Origin of the sequence: Streptomyces sp. SS1-1, from assembly GCF_008973465.1 — a bacterium.
Lineage (GTDB): Bacteria > Actinomycetota > Actinomycetes > Streptomycetales > Streptomycetaceae > Streptomyces.
Window position 1 is genome coordinate 7,011,877 of the sequence record NZ_WBXN01000004.1, and the last position, 16,206, is coordinate 7,028,082.

19 protein-coding genes are annotated in these 16,206 nt (G+C 72.8%); 9 read left to right on the forward strand and 10 right to left on the reverse strand.

The window, feature by feature from the left end; genetic code table 11:
• Positions 1-67: 67 nt before the first annotated feature.
• The 3 genes from F8R89_RS33400 to F8R89_RS33410 all read left to right on the forward strand — a co-directional run bounded on the left by F8R89_RS33400 (position 68) and on the right by F8R89_RS33410 (position 3,532).
• Positions 68-673, forward strand: a complete 606-nt coding sequence (locus F8R89_RS33400) for an STAS domain-containing protein (RefSeq protein ID WP_225994567.1) — start codon at positions 68-70, stop codon at positions 671-673.
• A 62-nt stretch (positions 674-735) separates the two neighbouring features.
• Positions 736-1,188, forward strand: coding sequence for a flavodoxin family protein (locus F8R89_RS33405; protein WP_151787506.1), 453 nt, complete (start codon positions 736-738; stop codon positions 1,186-1,188).
• 238 nt (positions 1,189-1,426) lie between these two features.
• Complete coding sequence (locus F8R89_RS33410; RefSeq protein WP_151788380.1) at positions 1,427-3,532, forward strand: DUF1996 domain-containing protein; 2,106 nt, start codon at positions 1,427-1,429, stop codon at positions 3,530-3,532.
• Between the two features lie 62 nt (positions 3,533-3,594).
• On the opposite strand, the gene F8R89_RS33415 is transcribed toward F8R89_RS33410, so the two are convergent.
• From F8R89_RS33415 to F8R89_RS33430, 4 genes are all read right to left on the reverse strand, one after another.
• Positions 3,595-4,356 (reverse strand): YqjF family protein, encoded by a 762-nt coding sequence (locus F8R89_RS33415; protein WP_151787507.1) that lies wholly within the window; start codon positions 4,354-4,356, stop codon positions 3,595-3,597.
• 51 nt (positions 4,357-4,407) lie between these two features.
• Positions 4,408-5,487, reverse strand: a complete 1,080-nt coding sequence (locus F8R89_RS33420) for an ABC transporter ATP-binding protein (RefSeq protein ID WP_151787508.1) — start codon at positions 5,485-5,487, stop codon at positions 4,408-4,410.
• A complete protein-coding gene (gene modB / locus F8R89_RS33425) occupies positions 5,484-6,317 on the reverse strand; it encodes a molybdate ABC transporter permease subunit (RefSeq protein ID WP_413251281.1) in 834 nt (277 codons plus the stop codon). Before modB ends, F8R89_RS33420 begins: the two co-directional genes overlap by 4 nt.
• A 156-nt stretch (positions 6,318-6,473) precedes the next feature.
• The gene (locus F8R89_RS33430) at positions 6,474-6,869 is read right to left on the reverse strand and encodes a TOBE domain-containing protein (RefSeq protein WP_151787510.1); all 396 of its coding nucleotides are present in this window, start codon (positions 6,867-6,869) and stop codon (positions 6,474-6,476) included.
• A gap of 110 nt (positions 6,870-6,979) precedes the next feature.
• Between F8R89_RS33430 and F8R89_RS33435 the strand changes: the two genes are divergently transcribed.
• From F8R89_RS33435 to F8R89_RS33445, 3 genes are all read left to right on the forward strand, one after another.
• Positions 6,980-7,291, forward strand: coding sequence for a helix-turn-helix domain-containing protein (locus F8R89_RS33435; RefSeq protein ID WP_151787511.1), 312 nt, complete (start codon positions 6,980-6,982; stop codon positions 7,289-7,291).
• Positions 7,288-8,784: a helix-turn-helix domain-containing protein gene (locus F8R89_RS33440; RefSeq protein ID WP_151787512.1), complete on the forward strand. Its 1,497-nt coding sequence runs from the start codon at positions 7,288-7,290 to the stop codon at positions 8,782-8,784. Before F8R89_RS33435 ends, F8R89_RS33440 begins: the two co-directional genes overlap by 4 nt.
• Positions 8,785-8,965: 181 nt before the next feature.
• A complete protein-coding gene (locus tag F8R89_RS33445) occupies positions 8,966-9,406 on the forward strand; it encodes an ATP-binding protein (protein ID WP_151787513.1) in 441 nt (146 codons plus the stop codon).
• A gap of 53 nt (positions 9,407-9,459) precedes the next feature.
• On the opposite strand, the gene F8R89_RS33450 is transcribed toward F8R89_RS33445, so the two are convergent.
• The 4 genes from F8R89_RS33450 to F8R89_RS33465 all read right to left on the reverse strand — a co-directional run bounded on the left by F8R89_RS33450 (position 9,460) and on the right by F8R89_RS33465 (position 11,603).
• A complete protein-coding gene (locus tag F8R89_RS33450) occupies positions 9,460-9,894 on the reverse strand; it encodes an ATP-binding protein (RefSeq protein ID WP_151787514.1) in 435 nt (144 codons plus the stop codon).
• A gap of 147 nt (positions 9,895-10,041) precedes the next feature.
• Positions 10,042-10,413 (reverse strand): PRC-barrel domain containing protein, encoded by a 372-nt coding sequence (locus F8R89_RS33455; RefSeq protein WP_151787515.1) that lies wholly within the window; start codon positions 10,411-10,413, stop codon positions 10,042-10,044.
• 39 nt (positions 10,414-10,452) lie between these two features.
• The gene (locus F8R89_RS33460; protein ID WP_383658591.1) at positions 10,453-10,746 is read right to left on the reverse strand and encodes a DUF5133 domain-containing protein; all 294 of its coding nucleotides are present in this window, start codon (positions 10,744-10,746) and stop codon (positions 10,453-10,455) included.
• Positions 10,743-11,603 (reverse strand): SigB/SigF/SigG family RNA polymerase sigma factor, encoded by an 861-nt coding sequence (locus tag F8R89_RS33465; RefSeq protein WP_151787516.1) that lies wholly within the window; start codon positions 11,601-11,603, stop codon positions 10,743-10,745. The genes F8R89_RS33460 and F8R89_RS33465 overlap by 4 nt, the downstream gene beginning before the upstream one ends.
• Positions 11,604-12,003: 400 nt before the next feature.
• Here F8R89_RS33465 and F8R89_RS33470 point away from each other — a divergent pair, with 400 nt between their 5' ends.
• Entirely contained in the window at positions 12,004-12,876 is an 873-nt protein-coding gene (locus tag F8R89_RS33470) for an RNA polymerase sigma factor SigF (RefSeq protein WP_192806301.1), read from the forward strand.
• A gap of 81 nt (positions 12,877-12,957) precedes the next feature.
• Here the strand turns inward: F8R89_RS33470 and F8R89_RS33475 are convergent, their stop codons facing one another.
• Positions 12,958-13,425: an ATP-binding protein gene (locus tag F8R89_RS33475; RefSeq protein WP_225994568.1), complete on the reverse strand. Its 468-nt coding sequence runs from the start codon at positions 13,423-13,425 to the stop codon at positions 12,958-12,960.
• Between the two features lie 337 nt (positions 13,426-13,762).
• Between F8R89_RS33475 and F8R89_RS33480 the strand changes: the two genes are divergently transcribed.
• Positions 13,763-14,161 carry an STAS domain-containing protein gene (locus tag F8R89_RS33480; protein WP_151787517.1) on the forward strand — a complete coding sequence of 133 codons (399 nt, stop codon included), beginning with the start codon at positions 13,763-13,765 and terminating at the stop codon, positions 14,159-14,161.
• Positions 14,162-14,373: 212 nt separating this feature from the next.
• On the opposite strand, the gene F8R89_RS33485 is transcribed toward F8R89_RS33480, so the two are convergent.
• Positions 14,374-14,808 carry a MarR family winged helix-turn-helix transcriptional regulator gene (locus F8R89_RS33485; RefSeq protein WP_151787518.1) on the reverse strand — a complete coding sequence of 145 codons (435 nt, stop codon included), beginning with the start codon at positions 14,806-14,808 and terminating at the stop codon, positions 14,374-14,376.
• A 213-nt stretch (positions 14,809-15,021) separates the two neighbouring features.
• Between F8R89_RS33485 and F8R89_RS33490 the strand changes: the two genes are divergently transcribed.
• On the forward strand, positions 15,022-16,182 hold the full coding sequence (locus tag F8R89_RS33490; RefSeq protein ID WP_192806302.1) for a PP2C family protein-serine/threonine phosphatase: 1,161 nt from the start codon (positions 15,022-15,024) through the stop codon (positions 16,180-16,182).
• Positions 16,183-16,206: the final 24 nt, after the last annotated feature.

Here is a 16,206-nt window from a genome sequence, read left to right on the forward strand (position 1 = left end):
CGTCGCCGGCACACCGGTGATGGAGCCGATTCCGGTGGTCGCGGCGCTGTGTCCGGAGGGCGACCGCATGAAGGTGGTCGTCCGCGGGGAGCTGGACCTCGACGCGGGGGACCGGTTCCAGCGGATCCTCCGGGCCGCCCTGGACCGTTCGGTCCGCGGGGTCGATGTCGATCTGCGGGGCGTCACGTTCTGCGACTGCGCCGCGCTCAACAACCTCCTGGCGGTACGCCGGCGTGCCCTGGCCGACGGCAAGACCGTCACGCTCCACGCCGCCAGCGCCATGGTCGACCGGCTGCTCGCGCTGACCGGCACCCGGGACCTGTTCGCCGGCCCCGCCCCGGCCGGCACCGAGGCGACCGGCCCGTCGCCCCGGGACGAGGAGGTGCGGGACGTGACCGACCACGACCTGCGGACCGAACTCGCCCAGCTGCGGCAGGCCATGCGCACCCGGCCCACCGTCGACCTCGCCCGGGGCGTCCTCATGGCCTACTACGGCCTGGGCCCCCAGGACGCCTGGGCGGTGCTCGCCTCGGCCGCCGAAGGGGCCGGCACCGAGCCGGGCGCCCTCGCCGAGGACCTCGTCCGGTCCGCCCAGGGCGGCGCGCCGCTGCCCGCCGCGCTGCGGGCGGAGCTGTCCTCGGCCATCGCGCGCGTGCACGTCGCCGACGGCTGAGCGCCACCCGGCACCGGGCGCGGCGCTTGCGCGGACCGCCGTCCCGGGGGCAGGGTGCCGTCGTGCCCACCCTGCTGATCGTGCATCACACCCCCTCGCCCAACTGCCAGGCCCTGCTGGAGGCCGTCGTCTCTGGTGCCACCGCGCCCGAGATCGAGGGCGTCGACGTCGTACGCCGCCCCGCGCTGTCCGCCACCGCCTCCGACGTGCTCCATGCGGACGCCTACCTCCTGGGCACACCCGCCAACCTCGGTTACATCTCCGGTGCCCTGAAGCACTTCTTCGACCAGATCTACTACCCGTGCCTCGACGCCACCCGGGGCCGCCCGTTCGGGCACTACGTGCACGGGGGCAGCGACGTCACCGGCGCCCTGCGGGCCGTCACCGCCATCACCACCGGGCTCGGCTGGCAGCCCGCCGCGCAGCCGGTGACGGTGACGGGCGAGCCCGCCAAGAAGGACATCGAGGCGTGCTGGGAGCTGGGCGCAACGCTCGCCGCGGGTCTCATGCCCTGACCGACTCACCCTCCATCCACCTGCGTTGACGCAGGCCAGAGCGTTTCAAACCGCCGGGCACTGAGAAACTTGTGAGAATTTCCGATGCGGTTGAACACACCTGGGACCGCCTCCGTATGAGAGCAGGGGGATTTTCATGCCCTGACCGACCACGAGGCGATGGAGTAATTCCTTGGGACGCAGCACGCGGAGACGCCCCACGGGCGCACGGCGCGCGACCTTTGCAGCGGTCGCGCTGATGTTGGGTGGTGGCGGCCTCGTCGCGGCCAATGTCTATGCCTCGGCCACCGAGGAGGGCGGGACCGACCCCGCCCAGACGCTGTCCACCCCGGCCGGCACGATCGACTGCCCCGACGTCGGCACCAAGCTGACGAACGTGCCGGAAGGGGCGAAGGAGGACGTCGCCAAGGAACTCGCCCTCCTGGACCAGCAGATCGCCGACGCCTACCAGCGTCTGATGAACGCCGGGCAGGCCATCGAGCGGGACGCGGCCTTCGCCGACAACGCGATCATGAATCCGCTGAAGGAGAAGCGCGCCGCCACGATCGAGCGGATCGCCATCGCCGTGGACCGCCAGGGCGACCGGCCCGAGGGCCTGGACGCCCTCGCCGCCTGCACCCTGCGCGCGCCCGAGACCAGCGCCCCCGCCGACCAGGCCGGCGACGGCGCCCAGAACACGGGCGACGCCGGCCAGGGCGGCCAGCAGGGCGGCGGCGACCAGAACGCCGGGAACGGCGGCAACGGCCAGAACGGCAACGGCGGTCAGGCCGGCAACGGCCCCGTCGCCGAGGACTACGTGGACATCAAGTCCGTCCAGCCGAACGTCTCGAAGCCGGCCGTACGCAAGGGCGGTTCCCGCGGCACCTTCGCCACCAGCTGCGGCGTCAACGAGAACGGGCTGTTCAACTCGGACAACGTGATCGTGGCCCCCGGCGTCTCCAACGGCGCCCACCACTTCCACGACTACATCGGCAACCAGTCCAACTCCGCCTTCGCGAGCGACGAGGACCTGGCCAACGCCGAGACCAGCTGTGTGAACCAGAGCGACAAGTCCACCTACTACTGGCCGGTGCTGCGCCTGCAGAACGGCAAGCAGGAGCGGGACGCGGACAAGCCCGGCGGCGGCATCGAGGGCAACGCCGGCGAGATCGTCCGGGCCAAGGAGGTGACGCTGAACTTCGTGGGCAACCCGCGGAGCAAGGTCACCGAGATGCCGCGCCTGCTGCGCATCATCACCGGCGACGCCAAGGCGTTCGTCAACGGCCCGGCCAACGCCAACGCCTCGTGGAGCTGCACCGGGTTCGAGGACCGGCAGCTGAAGGACAAGTACCCGCTGTGCCCGAAGGGCAGTGACGTGGTGCGCACCTTCAAGTTCCAGAGCTGCTGGGACGGCCAGAACATCGACAGCGCCAACCACCGCGCCCACGTGGCGTTCGCGGCGGCCGACGGCAGCTGCGGAAACGGCTTCAAGGCCATCCCGCAGCTCGTGCAGCGGATCGTGTACGACGTCGACGCGCCCAGCCTCCAGGACGGCGGGAAGACCACTCCGCTGTTCGCGGTGGACTCCTTCCCGGAGCAGCTGCACAAGCCCGTCACCGACCACGGCGACTTCATCAACGTCTTCGACGAGAAGCTGATGAGCGAGATGGTCGACTGCATCAACGCGGGACGCACCTGCGGTGTCGGCGCCGGCGACGGTGGCGACGGCGGCAACGGTGACGGTGGCAACGGTGGCGGTGGCAACGGCGGCGGTGGCCAGGAGGAGCCGACCCAGGCTCCCACCACCCCGCCGGCCGACAACGGCGGCGGCAACGGCGGGAACGGCGGCGGCAAGGGCGACGACCAGACGAAGCCGCCCGCCACGCAGGCCCCGACGACCGACGCCCCGGGAACCGGCAGCCCCGACGACGGCAAGAACGGCGGCGGCAAGAACGACGGCGGCAAGAACGACGACGGCGGCAAGAACGACGACGGCGGTAAGAACGACGACGGCGGTAAGGGCGGCGACGGCGGTAAGGGTGGCGCCGGCAACGGTGACGACGGCAACGCCGGCACCGGGCAGGACGACCGGCCGACCGGGTCCGCCACGGTGGCGCCGAAGGTCAGCGGCCAGCCGGACGCCGGGAACGACGCCGGCGACGACGAGGCGGAGGTCATCGGCACTCCCGCGCAGACCCAGCCCCCGACGAGCGACACCGACTCCCTCACGGGCGGTGCGCGCGCGCAGGCGGTCGGCGGCGACCTCGCCGAGACCGGCACCTCGCTCTGGCCCGCCGCGGGCGGAGCGGTGCTGCTGATCGCCGGGTTCGTGGTGCTCATGCGCACCAGGCGTCACGCCCGCTGACGCAGGCACCGACGCGTCGGCGAAGGGCCCGGACCGGGATCACCGGTCCGGGCCCCTCCGCGTCAGGGCGTAGGCAGGCCCGCCGGGCGCGCCGGACGCCCGAGCCGGACCGGCACACCGGGGGAGTAGAGCACGCTGACCGGATCTCCGGCGGGCGCCGGCAGACCGGCCGCCGTGATCAGGTCCTCCTCGCAGGTGAGCACCTCGGCGCGGTGCAGCGGCCAGCGCGGATGGTCGTTCGGCAGGTAGGCCGACGGCCCGGACGCGCCGAAGAACGCGTTGTGCATGCCCCAACGGGCCGTCAGAAAGTGCTCCAGCCCGGTCGGCTCGGCGATCGGCTCCCCGACACGCACGGTGACGAGGCTGGAGGCGCCGCGCGGCCCCGGCCACCTCCGGCGACCGGCGTACGTGACGGTGTCGCCGGCCCGCCGCACGGACATCCGCGACCACAGGTACGGCAGCCGGAAGCCGACGCGGCCCATGACGACCGGGATCAGCCGGGCGGCGTCCATGGAGAGGAACACCACCCCGCGCCGCCCGTGCGCGTCCACCGAGTAGAGCCGCACGTTGGTCTCCGGGAACGTCCCCAGATACGGCACCCCGGGCAGCCCGAGCCAGCCGACCCGATGCATCCGGAAGGCGACGAGACCGACGTAGGTCGCCCCGTCGTAGGTGTCGGGGACGGTGCCGCGCGGCAGCAGCCGGGCCACGGCATCCGGCTCGACCGCCCAGTGCAGAAAGGCGAGATCGAGCCACTGCTGGGTGAGCAGCGGACTGCGGACCCGGGAGGGGGCGTCCGGTGAGACGGGCGACGGCTCGAACACCCGCCCAGCATGCCAGAGCCGCCGCACCGGCCGGCTGGTGATCCGCCCGGATCAGGCCGGGTAGGCGTGGGTCTGGGCCGCCTTGACCGTGGCCCACACCGTCGCGCCGGGCCGCAGGTCGAGTTCGGCGGCGGCGAGCGTCGTCAGGTCGGCGGCCAGCGGGAGTTCACCGGAGAGCGCCGCGCGGATCTGGTCGCCGTGCGTCTCCAGGCCGTCCACCTCGCAGCGCCAGAGGTTGCGGGCGCTGGACCCCGTGGGCCGCTCCCGGTGCAGGGTCACCGCACCCGGCGGGAACGCGACGAAGACCGGGCCCGTCAGCTCCTCGGTGGTCGTGACCACCGGCCCGCCGTCGACCCGTACCGCGTGCCCGTCCGCCTCACCCCGGTAGAGGTTGAGGCCGACCAGCCGGGCGATGTAGTCGCTGCGCGGATGCCGCGCGATGTCGGCCGGGCCGCCCTCCTGGACGACCCGCCCGTCCTCGATGACGACGAGATGGTCGGCCAGCACCATGGCGTCCAGCGGATCATGCGTGACCAGGACGGCGACCGCCTCGAAGTCCGCGAGGTGGTGGCGCAGTCGGGCCCGTACGTCGAGCCGGGTCCGGGCGTCGAGCGCGGCGAGCGGCTCGTCGAGGAGGAGCAGCCGCGGCCGGGTCGCCAGGGCGCGGGCGAGTGCGACCCGCTGGGCCTGCCCACCGGACAGCCGGCGTGGTCTGCTCGCGGCGTGCTCGGCGAGCCCCAACCGCTCCAGCCAGGCGGCGGCCTGCGCACGCGCGGCGGCCTTGGGGACCTTCCGGCAGCGCGGCCCGAACGCCACGTTGTCCAGCGCGGACAGATGCGGGAAGAGCAGATAGTCCTGGAAGACCACGCCGACCGGGCGGGCCTCGGGCGGCGTACGGCCGAGGTCGGCGCCGTCCAGCAGCAGATGCCCGGCGGACAGCGGGACCAGCCCGGCCAGTGCGCGCAGCGCGGTCGTCTTGCCGGCCCCGTTCGGGCCGAGGAGCGCGACCACGTCTCCGGGCGCGGCGCGCAGCGCCACGTCGAGGCGGAAGGCGTCCCGCTGCACGACCAGTCGCGCGTCCAGGCCCTCGCCGTCGCGTGAGGACCCGGTCCTGTGAACCGTCCCGGTCATGAGGCGGTCGTCCAGCGGTCCCGCAGCCCCGCGAGCACCGCGACCGACACCGCGAGCAGGACGAGACTCAGCGCGATCGCCGCCTCCGGGTCGTTCTGCAGGGCCAGGTAAACGGCGAGCGGCATGGTCTGGGTCCGGCCGGGGAAGTTCCCGGCGAAGGTGATGGTCGCCCCGAACTCGCCGAGCGCCCGCGCCCAGGCGAGCACGGCACCGGCCGCGATGCCGGGCGCGACCAGCGGCAGCGTGACCCGGCGGAACGCGGTGAACCGGGAGGCGCCCAGGGTGGCGGCGGCCTCCTCGTAGCGCGGGTCGGCGGCCCGCAGGGTGCCCTCGACGCTGATGACGAGGAACGGCATCGCCACGAACGCCTCGGCCACCACCACCCCCGCCGTGGTGAACGGCAGCGTCACCCCGAACCAGTCGTCCAGCAGACGCCCCGCCACACCGTTGCGGCCGAGCGCCATCAGCAGCGCCACACCGCCGACCACGGGCGGCAGTACCAGCGGCAGGGTGACCAGGGCCCGCACCAGCCGCCGCCCCGGGAACTCGACCCGCGCCAGCAGCCAGGCCAGCGGCACGCCCACGACCAGGCTCACCGCGGTCGCCGCCGTCGCGCAGACCAGGGACAGCCGCAGCGCCTGCCACACCTCGGCGCTGGTCAGCAGCTCGGGCATGCTCCGCCAGGGCGCCCGTACGAGCAGCGCGACCAGCGGCAGGACGAGGAACGCGACCCCGATCAGGGCGGGGACGAGCAGGGGCAGGGGAGCCGCGCGGCTCACCCGCAGGCGCCGCCGACCGCCGGCCGGGAGCCCGGGGACGTCCTTCTCCACGTCGCCCTCCTCCACTCCCTCATGCTTCACACCCGTGTACGCCGACGATGATGATACTGACGCGGATGCAAGCGGAAGGCCCGCTGTCGCTTCGCACGAGCCGGTGCATCGCCGCACGGGCCTCGCATGTGCGTTCGCACGGAACGCCCGGCCCGCTCAGGCCCTGTCGACATGGACATTCGTCGACTTCACGCGCGCGGTGGCCTCCATGCCCACTTCCAGACCCAGCTCCTCCACGGCCTCCCGCGTCAGGAGGGACACCAGCCGGTGCGGCCCGGCCTGGATCTCCACCTGGGCCGCCACGTCCCCCAGCTTGATCGCGGTGACGATCCCGGGGAAGGCGTTGCGCACCGAGGTCGAGGAGGGCGCCTCCTCACCCGCGCCGGAGCGCGCGAGCTCCACGGAGAAGGCGGCGAGGTCCTTGCCGTCGATGAGCCGCCTGCCGCTCTCGTCGCGATGGGTGGCGACCCTGCCCGCGTCCGCCCAGCGCCGGGCCGTGTCCGGACTGACGCCCAGCAGCCGCGCCGCCTGACCGATCGTGTATGCCTGCATGGCGCCAAGATAGGTCAGCCCCCGGCCCCCGCCGCCCCCGGACCGGCCGGACGGCGACCGGCATGCGCCGTACGCATGAGGCATGAGCGGCCCGCGCTAGAGTCGCCCCCATGCGTATGGGACTCGACGAGCGGGCGCGGGCGGCGGTCGCCGCGCTCCTGCACGCCACCGGTGAGTCGCAGACCGCCCTCGCGGCGGTACTCGGGGTCAGCCAGGCCCAGGTGAGCCGGCGTCAGTCCGGGGCGGCCGTCTGGAGCCTCGCCGACTGCGACGTCGTCGCCGCGCACTACGGCATCGACGTGCTCGACCTCCTCGCGGGCCCGACCCGCGCCACCGAGGCCCTGCCCGCCGAGCGGCGCCGCAGACAGGCCCGCCCCGCCGGGCCCACCCGTGCCGCCGTGGGGGACGGGGTGGCCCGATGACCGACTTCGACGCGATCGACGCCCTGCTCGCCGGGGCCAGGAAAGAGGTCCCGCTGCCGCCGGTGCCGGAGCGCCGCGCCCTGCGGGAGGAGCTGGGCCTGTCCCGGCCCCAGCTGGCGCAGGCCCTCGGCGTCGGACCGTCCACGATCGCGGGCTGGGAGTCCGGCCGGGACCCGAGCGGCGAGGTCCGCGAGAAGTACGCCTACTTCCTGGAGGGCGCCCGCACGAAACTAGCCGCGGACTCCACCCCACCGGCCGACGAGCCGTCCACCGGTTCCCCGACCGAGGCCGCCCCCGCCCCGGAGGCGCCCGCCACCACGAGCGGCCCGGGCGACGGCGACGAGTTGTCCGCCCCTCAGCCCTGCGTCCTGTGCGGCCGGCCCGCCCGGCACCAGGTGGAGGGCTTCCCCCAGCACCTCGACCCCGCCGAATGCGGCACCGATGACGCCGAACGGACCCCTCCGCGTGAGGAGTCCCGCCCCGAGCCGAGCGTCGCCCCGCGCCCCCAGAAGGTCGTCCCGGCCGGACGGCGGCTGCGGACGGGCGAGGCCCCGGACCCGATCGCCGCCGCCGTCGCGGCCGCCCTCGATCAGCACTCCGGCGACGTCGAGGCCGCCACCGCCGCCCTGGTCAGACGGGCCATCCCGGACGCCATGGCGCTGCTGGACCGGACCCGCAAGGGCGGCCGGTACGACATCGTCGCCCACCCCTGGCTGCCCGACGTCCTGCGCAAGCCCACGGCCCGCGGCGCCGACGAGATCTGGGAGGCCCGGCCCAAGTGGACCCGGCCCACGCTCCCGCCCGGCGAGCACCAGGTGACCGCCCTCGACGTCAACGGCGCCTATCTGTCCGCCCTCAAGACCCATCTGCCGATCGGCCGGCTCGAACACTCCACGGGCGACCAGCACGACCGGCGCCGCGCCGGCGTGCACCTCGTCACCCCGCCCGACTGGGAGCACGACGCCTATCTGCCCAACCCGCTCGGCAACCGGGACGAACCTGGCCCCCTGTGGGTGACCGAGCCGACGCTGCGCCTGCTGCAGCGGCTCTCCGGCCCCCGGTACGGGCTGTGCGACCCGCCCGTGATCCACGAGTCGTGGACCTCCGGGGCCACCGAGAACCTGCTGGAGAAGTTCCGGGTCCTGCTGAAGGACGCCCGCGACCGGGCGATCGCCGAGGGCGACGAGGTCACGCTGGAGTACGTGAAGGCCATGTACGCGAAGTTCGTCTCCACGATGGGGGAGTCGAACTACAACCGGGAGCTGTACCGCACCGACTGGATGCACCTGATCCGCTCCCAGGCGTTCGTGAACCTGTGGTGGAAGGCACACCGCGCCTACGACGAGGGCCTGATGGTCGTGCGTGCCATGGGCACCGACGAACTGCACGTCATCGGTGACTGGCGGGCGGTGTTCCCGGAGGGGCGCGCGGTGACCGAGGTGAAAGTCAAGGACGTCTACACCGTCGGCGAGGCGGTCCGGCCGGAGAGCTAGCGCCCGAGTTGCCCGGTGATGGCACTCCGTGTCCTGTGTGAGCACCCCGCCGCCGGGGAACCTGGCAGGCTGCACCCGGTTCGGGACGCGTATCCGCGCTCTCGTTGGGAACCAGCAGCGGAGGAAGCAGCAAGGACAAGTCACCGCGGCCGAAACGGCGGACGGGGCCGAAGAAGGTGTGATGGCGACCGAATCGCAGGACGGCGGCAAGAAGCCGTCGATGGAACAGACACAGGAGTGGGGGGCCCGCTTCGACGGGGGGTTCGGCGATGTGACGCGTGCGCGTCTGGGCGCGGAGGAGTATCTGAAGACGCTCGCGCGGGCCTCGCCCCCCGCGACCCCGGAGTACCGGGACGACATCCTGCTGGTGGTGAGCGAGCTCGTCTCCAACGCCATCCAGTACGCGCCGGGACCCATAGAACTGACCATGCGCAAGGCGTTCGACGGCGTCCATGTGACGCTCGGCGACACCAGCACCACCCCGCCGGCGCCGCGCCCCTTCCACCCCGGGACGGGCAAGGGCGGAGGCATCGGCTGGTATCTCATCCACACGCTGTGCGACCAGGTCAGCGTGGTGGTGCGCGAGGACGGCAAGGACGTCCACGCCTTCCTGCCCTGGTGAGCCGGGCCGCGTGACCGTCCCGAAGGAGGGCCGCCGGGCGGCGGGACGGACGGTCACGTCAGCGGTGCCAGGACGCTGACCGTCTTCCCTCCCTCACGACGGCGGTCGATCCGGATCTCCCGCGCCAGCCGGATGATCAGCGGCCAGCCGTATCCACTGCCCTCATGCGTCTGCGGCAGCGTGCCCGGCCCGAAGGCCGCCGACGGCACGGTGTCGCTGTAGTCGTGCACCCGCATCCGAAGACCCCCGGGTTCCACGGCGACCTCGAACCCGGCGAGGCCGTCGCCGTGCTGGATCGCGTTGGTGACCAGCTCCGACACCACCAGCATCAGGTCCATGACGGCGCGCTCGTCCACGGGGGACGTACGCGCGTGCTCCTCGACGACCGACTTCACGAAGCCGCGTGCCGAGGCCGCGCTGCCGATCTCCGCCGGCCGGAAACGCAGCGTGCCGCCGTTCCCGGCCGGCCGGTGCTCCGCCGGCCTCACGATCGCCCGCCCGTGGTGCGCGCCCCGCCCCTGACCTGCGGGGCCTTCCGGGCGCGCACCCGGCGCCGCGCGGCTGTGGTCACGTGGGCATCCTCCGGACAGGGTCGTCGCGTGCTCCTCGTCCTGTTCCCGTGCATGACCACCCCGCTACCCCGAAGTCCGGGAAGCATGGGACAGCGTCGCGTAATACGCGCCGACGGCGGCCAGATAGCCGGGATCACGGGTCTCGCGGTCCGTCTCGAACCGGGGAGCGTCCTTCGCCTCCGCGCGGGTGCACGCCACCGTGACGGTCCGCGCCCGCTCGTCGACGCCGGTCACCGTGCCCGCGGGAACCAGCAGGCTCCGGCCGAACACCCAGGCGCCCGTGTCGACGATCAGATGGCGCCGGCCGGGGTCGTCGGCCTGCCGGTCGACATGCCCGATGATCCCGTCGGTCGCCTCGACCCTGAACCCGGTGAGCGCGAGCCCTTCCCGGTGCCCGCTGCCGGGCGGGTAGGACCAGATTCCGTCGGTGCCCACATGGCTCCCTTCGTTCGTGTTCGTCCGTGCGATACGGGGCTACACGGCTGCCGCCGTACCGCGCGCCGCGACCTCGTCCAGCGAGGCCGCGAGCAGATGGCGTGCCCTCTCCAGGGCCTGTCCCACCTCGCGGGTCCCGGTCGACACGCACAGCGTGTACGCCAGGTCCTGGGCCCGGACATCACGCCGGCCCTGGACCTCACCGGGCTCCTTCCGCGCCACGAGCGCCTCGTACTCGTCGACGAGCCGGCGCAGCAGCGTCGGGTGGGGCGTCAGCATCGGGGTGCGCTCCTCGGAGGACGTCGTCGTACGGGGGAGGGGAGCGGGCCTCATCCGGCCCGGCCTCCGCCGCGGCGCTCAGGCCGGGCGTCCTGGTCGAGCACCTCGGCCCGCACCTTCGCGCAGCACCGGCTGATCAGCCGGGAGACGTGCATCTGGGAGATCCCCAGCTGGTCGGCTATGCGGCTCTGGGTCATGTCCTCGAAGAACCGCATGTAGAGGATGGTGCGCTCGCGCTCCGGGAGGCGGCGCAGCCCTTCCTTCGCCGCCTCCCGGTCGATGACCACGTCGTACGCCTCCTCGACGCCGCCGATCGTGTCGGCGAGGCTGAAGCCGTCGTCGCTCGCGGACATCTCGGCGTCCAGGGAGAGCGTGCTGTAGCTCTCCAGGGCCTCCAGGCCGGCGTTGACCTCGTCCTCGGTGAGCCCGGTGTGGGCGGCGATCTCCGCGACGGACGCGGTGGCCCCCGACCCGGATTCGGTCAGCTCACGGCGCGCGATGCGCACCTTGTTGCGCAGCTCCTGGACGCGGCGGGGCACCCGCAGGGCCCACATCCGGTCGCGGAAGTGCCGCTTGATCTCCCCGGTGATGGTGGGGACGGCGTAGCTCTCGAAGGCGCCCCGGCCGGGCTCGTACCGGTCGATCGCCTTGACCAGGCCGAGCGCGGCGACCTGGCGCAGGTCCTCCAGCGACTCCCCGCGGTTGCGGAAGCGGCCGGCGATGCGGTGGGCCATGGGCAGCCAGGCCCGGGTCAGCTCGTCGCGGAGCGCGTTCCGCTCGGGTCCGTCCGGCAGCTCGGCCAGACGGACGAAGCCGCTCGCGGTGTCGGGGGCGTCGTCGTGGACGCGCCCGCCGGAGACACGGGGGCGGGTGGGGAGGTCGGAACCATGTGCGGACGTTTCAACCAGCATGAAGACAGCTCCTGAACGGCGTTCTCAGGGATGTGCGTGTGGAAACGGTGCACGGGGCACGGTGGCCCCGGAGCGGCTCACGTCGTTCGCACCGGCGCGCCTCTGGTCCGAAGCACGAATCCCCGCATGCCCCGGGTCATGGGGTGCAAACAGCGCACACGCAGAAGAAGCGGAGGGAAATCTTCGGGCCGGCCCGCCGGGGTCCCCGGACTTCCGGCCGGACCGGCGGGATCCCCGGGAGCGTGCGCACCGTATGGTGGATGCATCCGGACGCGGCTTCCGGCAGGAAGTCGGTACGTTCGAAAAAGTTCCTCGAAGTTCTTCGGTTTCCGTGGGATTGACCCTCGGAATCGGGGGCATCCGGGGGGACGACAACAGGTTCCGGCATCGGGAGGGCGGCATGGCAGCCGTGACGGTGGCGCAGGCAACGGCCACGGCACAGGAGAAGGACGCGACGGAGGCGGCGCTGCCGCTGATCGAGGACCCGTCGCGGGTGAAGCCCCAGGACGCACGCGAGCTGTCGCGTCAGTTCTTCGACCGACTGGACATGCTGGAAGAGGGCACGCACGAATACCAGTACGTACGCAACACCCTGATCGAGATGAACCTGTCCCTCGTGCGGTACGCGGCTTCCCGCTTCCGTGCCCGCGGGGACTCGCTGGAGGACATCGTCCAGGTCGGCACGATCGGTCTGATCAAGGCCATCGACCGATTCGAGATCTCCCGCGAGGTCGAGTTCACGACGTTCGCCGTGCCGTACATCGTCGGTGAGATCAAGCGTTTCTTCCGCGACACGAGCTGGGCGGTGCACGTGCCGCGCCGTCTGCAGGAGGCGCGTGTGGAGCTGGCCAAGGCCACCGAGGAGCTCAGCTCCCGGCTCGGCCGGACGCCGACCACGCGTGAGCTGTCCGAGCTGATGTCGCTGTCGGAGGAAGAGGTCATCGAGGCCCGCAAGGCCTCCAACTGCTACCAGTCGGCCTCGCTCGACGCCGCCGTCAACGGTGACGCCGAAAGCGGCGAGTCGGTCCTCGCGGACCTCCTCGGCGAGGAGGACCCGTCGCTGGAGCTGGTAGAGGACTTCCACTCGCTCGCCCCGCTCATCGCGGGGCTGGACGACCGGGAGCGCAAGATCATCCACCTGCGCTTCGTGGAGGAGCTGACCCAGTCGCAGATCGCCGAGCAGATCGGCGTCTCGCAGATGCACGTCTCGCGGCTCATCAGCCGCATCATCAAGCAGTTGCGGGTCGGACTGCTTGAGCCCGGGGTCGCCTGACCTTCGGGCGGAGGGATGTCGTAGGGAGCAGCACGGGTGGGCCGTGGCCGCGAGGCCGGCGGCCCACCCGTATGTGCGGGGTCAGGCACCGCCCGCCGGGTGCGGGTAGGGCCCCAGCAGCGGGATCACCGCCGTGACGCGCTTGCCGCCGGCGGGCAGGTCCGCCACCTCCACCTCGCAGGCCAGCCGGCACACGATCGGCCACCCCCGGCCACCGCACCGGTGCCGGTCCCCGCGGTCGAGGGAGTCCAGCGTCACCGGCCGCCGCCGCTCCCGGTCGCACACGGACAGGTAGAGGTTCTCGCCGACGACCTCCACGTCGAAGTCGGTGACCCCGCCGCCGTGCAGCATCGCGTTGGTCGTCAGCTCCGAGGCGACGAGCAGCGCGTCCGACAGTGTGTCGGGGGTGTACGGGGCGCCCTGGCCGGCCGGCCGCTGGGCGAGGGCGCGCCGTACGGCTCCCCGCGCCTCGGCCGGGTTGAGCGGACCGTGGTGCGGGTGGTCCCCGGCCGGGCCGGTGGTGCCACCGGCTCCTTGTTCCTGACTCATCCTGTCGCTCCCCTGATGGGAGGGCGGAGAACGGGGCCGCCGGGCTGTCCGGGCCGGACGGGCGGAACCGTTCCTTCCTCCTCCACGATCTGTGACGTTCCCTCCCTTTTCGCGTGACCAGACGATCGCGGGTCAAACCGGTCCAGGCCCACGTTCGCGCAGGTCGGGCCATCCGGGTGAGCCGGCGGGGAGCACCTCGGATGAGGTCCGTGTACGGGGAGGATCCGGGGGTAGACGGCCGAGCGGAACGCGTCGACGGGTCTTCGCCGTTCCGTGATGCATCGAATCGGTGGGCCGGGGCACCCGTCCCGACCGCCAATGCCTGTGGGAGGTACTTGTGTCCATTGCCCAGAATCCCTTGTCGATCAAGGTGGAAGTGCCCAGGGAAGATGCCGTGCTGCTGACGGTGGAGGGCGACCTGGACATGGATACGGCCACCGAGCTGCAGCACCACCTGGCCAACCAGCTCCATCACGGCCGGCGTCACTTCCTGCTCGACATCGCCGGTGTGCCCTTCATGGACTCGTCCGGCATGAACATCGTGCTGCGCGCCTACCAGGAGGTGCGGGAGATCCCCGGCGGTGTGTACGTGATCTCCCCGACTCCCGCGGTGCGGCGCATCATGGATCTCACCGGGGTCAGCATCACCGTCCCCATCGTGGAGAGCGTGGAGGAGGCGCTGGCCGTGGCGGACTCCGGCGGCCCCGCGACCCCGGAGCCCCCGGCCGAGGACTGAGCACCGCCCTTCCGGCGGGCCGGTCCGGCCGGGCGCCGTGGCACCCGCAGGCCCAACAGTTGCCGTTTGACAACTATGGCCGTGAGGCAACAGAGTGTGCGAGTCATAGCGCGGGAGGGGTGTGGGACGTGCCGTTCAGCAACGCGGGTCCGCGCCGCCGTCCGGTGGCGCGGACCCCGTCCTGCCCCGGCCCCGCGACCGGGAGCCGGACGTCAGGCGCTCCGCGCGTCGGACGCCTCGTCGCCCTCGTGGATCTCCGCGCTCGCCGCGAGGCAGAAGGCCTCCAGGCCCTCCAGCAGCGCGTGCCGCTTCGCGACGGGCATCTGCTCCAGGACGGACTGCAGGGCGGCCTCGCGCCGGTCCCGCAGCTCGGCCAGGAACGTGCGCCCGCGCCGGCTCAGATGCAGCCGCAGCTCCCGGCGGCTGGCGGTACTGGTCTCCCGCTCGACGAAGCCCACCGCCTGCAGCCGGTCGCACAGCCGGCTCGTCGACGGCGGGGTGGAGCCGAGCGCCTCCGCGAGCATGCGCAGGTTGATGCCGTCGCTGTGCTCCAGGATGAACAGCACCCGGATCTGGGAGGCGGACACCGGAGCCGTCGAGGCACGGCCCCACAGGACCTCCAGCAACTCGGCGGCCTCGGAGGTCATGCGTGCCACCTCGTCCGGCCGCGGATGGGCGTAGGAGGAAGTCACGGCCCCACTCTCGCAGGCTTGGCGGATGATGTCAGCCCGCGGCTTCGGGCCGTACGTGCAGAACGATAGATACGGACAAGAGGGACCGACGGCGGTTCCCGCGGTGACGCGGGGGCCCGCAGCCGTCACCGTGACGAGGATGGCCGATCCGACATCGTGAACAGATTCATGGCAGCCGAGCGGGCGCTGCGCTCCGCGGCCCCGCACCGGCTCGTGGACGCGGTCCGCGACGTGGTGCGCGCCGAGTACGGTGCGACGTCCGTCGAGCTCTACCTGGCCGACTACGCCCTCGTCTCGCTCCAGCGGGTCCGCTCCGCGGACGCCCCGGCCGACTCCGTCCCGGCCCGCGGCGGCGGCGCCGGACGCGCCTTCGGCGCCCAGGAGCCGTTCGTCGAGAAACTCGCCGGGGGCGAGGCCCGGCTGCACCTGCCGGTGACCGTGCGCGGCGACCGCCTCGGGGTGCTCACCGTCACGATGTCCTCCTTCGACCGGGCCGAGCGGGCCCGCGCCGAACTCACCGACATCGCCCAGGTGCTCGGACACGAGATCGTCGTCGCCGACCGGGACACCGACCTCTATATGCGGGCCCGGCGCGCCGACCGGCTCACCCTCGCCGCCGAGATGCAGTGGCAGCTCCTCCCCGGACGGTCCTGCGCGGGACCCGAGTACGCCCTGGGTGCCCAGCTGGAGCCCGCCTACGCCATCTACGGCGACAACTTCGACTGGTCCGCCGACGCCGACCGGCTCATGCTCTACGTCACCAACGGCATGGGCGAGGGCATCGAGGCGTCCCTGCTGACCAACCTCGGCATCAACGCGCTGCGCAACGCGCGCCGGGCCGGCCTCTCCGTCGAGGACCAGGCCGCCCTCGCCGACCAGGCCGTCTTCGCCCAGTACCGGGGCGAGGCGTACATCTCCGTCCTGCTCGTCGACCTGGAACTGCGCACCGGACGGCTTCGGGTCGTCGACGCCGGGTCCCCGCGGATGATGCGGCTGCGCGGCCGCACCGTGACCCCCGTCGACCTGGAGGCGCAGCTCCCGCTCGGCATGTTCGAGGAGACGGACTACGTCGCGCACGAGGTGGACCTCGCGCCCGGCGACCGGCTCCTGTTCGCCAGCGACGGCGTCTACGCCGTCTGCGCCCCCGGCGGCGAGGAGTACGGGGAGCGCGCCCTGGCCCGCGCCATCGTCTCCACCAGCCTGCTGCCCGCCGCCGAGGTGCCCCGGGCCGTCCTGCGCGAACTGGCCGGACACCGCGGCGGGACCGAGCCCGCCGACGACGCGCTCGTGGTGTGCCTCGACTGGTTCGGGCCGCCCGAGGTGCCCTGACCGGGCCGCACGGCTTCCCCGTAG